Consider the following 1,971-nt stretch of genomic DNA (forward strand, 5'->3'; position numbering starts at 1 on the left):
TCCTTGTCGCCCTTCGCCTGGTTCACGTTGTCCGTGACGGCGATCAGCTGCGGACGGGTCAGGTCGTTGGCGAACGACTGGCGGCGGGAGGTGGTCCACTCGCCGGCGCCGGAGTCCCAGGCCTCGGCGAGCGGGACGAGGTGGTCGATGTCCAGGTCGGAGGCGGCGGTCCAGGTGGCGCCGTCGTAGACGGAGTACCAGGTGCCGCTGACGGCGGCGCAGCTGGAGTCCTGCTGGACGTTGGTGCCGTCGCGCTTGAGGACGACCTCACGGGTGTTGCAGGCACCGCTCTGGGTGATCCAGTGGGGGAAGAGATCACGGTCGTAGCCGGTGCGGTCCTCCGTCGCCACGGTCAGCGAGGCGAGGTAGGTGCGGGCGGTGGCGGCGCTTACGGGGGTGGGCAGTGCCGCCTGGGCGGCCGGGCCGTTGAACAGGCCCGCCAGGGCCATCAGACCGGTGGCCGCGGCCAGTACGCTCAGCCGTCGACGCGCGTAGACGCCGCGCCGGGCGAAGGCGTTGCGTATTCGGGACATGCGAACTCCCTTGGAGTGGGGGACGATTCGGCTCGGTGCGAGCCGGGTAACGCGGGGGTAATGCTGTCGCCGGAACGTTTCTCTCCGGAGTGCGACAGGTAACAGATTGGCGACATGGACACGTCATGTCGAGGGGTTCGAGCCTGCCAATTCCATGAGGCCGGCCCACGCTCCCGGCCTCCATAGCCCCCGCTCCCGGCCTCCCCGGCCCCCACGCCGGGCGCGTCGCGTATCCTTGCGGACAGCAGAAGGGGAGTAGCTCTTCGCCGGACCGTCGACATACTGCCCGCCCCTCGTGGTGCGGGCCGGCGCCCGGAGCGTATGGCACCCGTCCCGTCGGGGAGGTGCGTACGCCAGCGAGACCTTCGGCCGCAGTGTCCGACGCTGCCGTGCCGAAGCGACCCCTCCCTCAGGGCCCCTCTCGGTGCGGCCCGAGCCCTTGAGGTAACCACCTGTGATCAGTCTCACCGTCGCCGCCGTCGTCTTCGGCGTCGTCTTCCTGGCCGAACTGCCCGACAAGACCGCCCTCGCCGGACTGATGCTCGGCACCCGCTACCGCGCCTCGTACGTCTTCGTCGGGGTCGCCGCCGCCTTCGCGGTCCATGTCGTGCTCGCGATCGCGGCGGGCAGCGTGCTCGGGCTGCTCCCGCACCGCCTCGTCCAGACGGTCGTCGGAGTGCTCTTCCTCGGGGGCGCGGCGATGCTGCTGCTGAAGAAGGACGACGAGGAGGAAGAGATCCGCAAGCCCGCCGACCAGAGCTTCTGGAAGGTCTCGGGGGCGGGGTTCATGCTCATCCTGGTCGCGGAGTTCGGCGACCTGACGCAGATCATGACGGCCAACCTGGCCGCTCGCTACGACGACCCGCTGTCGGTCGGCCTCGGCGCGGTGCTCGCCCTGTGGGCGGTCGCGGGGCTCGGCATCCTGGGCGGCCGCACGCTGATGCGGTACGTACCGCTGCGGCTGATCACGAAGGTGGCGGCGCTGGTGATGCTGGCGCTGGCGGGGTTCAGCCTGTACGAGGCGGTGGCGGGCTGACGGCTCGCCGTATCCCGGCCGTACGCCACAGCGCGAGACCCCCGGCCCGCGGGCCGGGGGTCTCGCGCTGTGGCGTACGGGCCTGTGGCGTCAGTCCTGTGGCGTCAGTCCGTGAAGTGCAGACGCAGGGTGCCGTCCGGCAGCGCCTCGACGCGGATCTGCTCCAGGTCCCGTACGTGCGCGTCAGGGGCGTGGGCCGCGGCCCGGGGGCCGACCCCGACGACCCGCATACCGGCCGCCCGGCCCGCCGCGATGCCCACCTCGGAGTCCTCGAACACGACGCAGTCCTCGGGGTCGAAGCCCAGCTCGGCCGCGCCCTTGAGGAAGCCCTCCGGGTCCGGCTTGCTCGCCCCCACGCACTCCGCCGTGACCCGCACACCCGGCATCGGCAGCCCCGCCGCG

The 1,971-nt window shown here is 71.6% G+C and carries 2 protein-coding genes and 1 pseudogene; 1 reads left to right on the forward strand and 2 read right to left on the reverse strand.

Annotated elements, in window-relative coordinates; translation table 11 throughout:
* A pseudogene (locus CCN51_RS47205) lies at positions 1 to 533 on the reverse strand (GmrSD restriction endonuclease domain-containing protein); the annotation flags it as partial.
* Positions 534 to 987: 454 nt separating this feature from the next.
* On the opposite strand from CCN51_RS47205, the gene CCN51_RS47210 reads away from it, so the two are divergent.
* Entirely contained in the window at positions 988 to 1,569 is a 582-nt protein-coding gene (locus tag CCN51_RS47210) for a TMEM165/GDT1 family protein (RefSeq protein WP_014180091.1), read from the forward strand.
* Positions 1,570 to 1,673: 104 nt separating this feature from the next.
* Here CCN51_RS47210 and CCN51_RS47215 read toward each other — a convergent pair.
* Positions 1,674 to 1,971 (reverse strand): HAD-IA family hydrolase (locus tag CCN51_RS47215; protein ID WP_143676134.1); only part of this gene is annotated, 298 nt, incomplete at its 5' end.

The organism is Streptomyces milbemycinicus, assembly GCF_002154605.1.
Taxonomy (GTDB): Bacteria; Actinomycetota; Actinomycetes; order Streptomycetales; family Streptomycetaceae; genus Streptomyces; species Streptomyces milbemycinicus.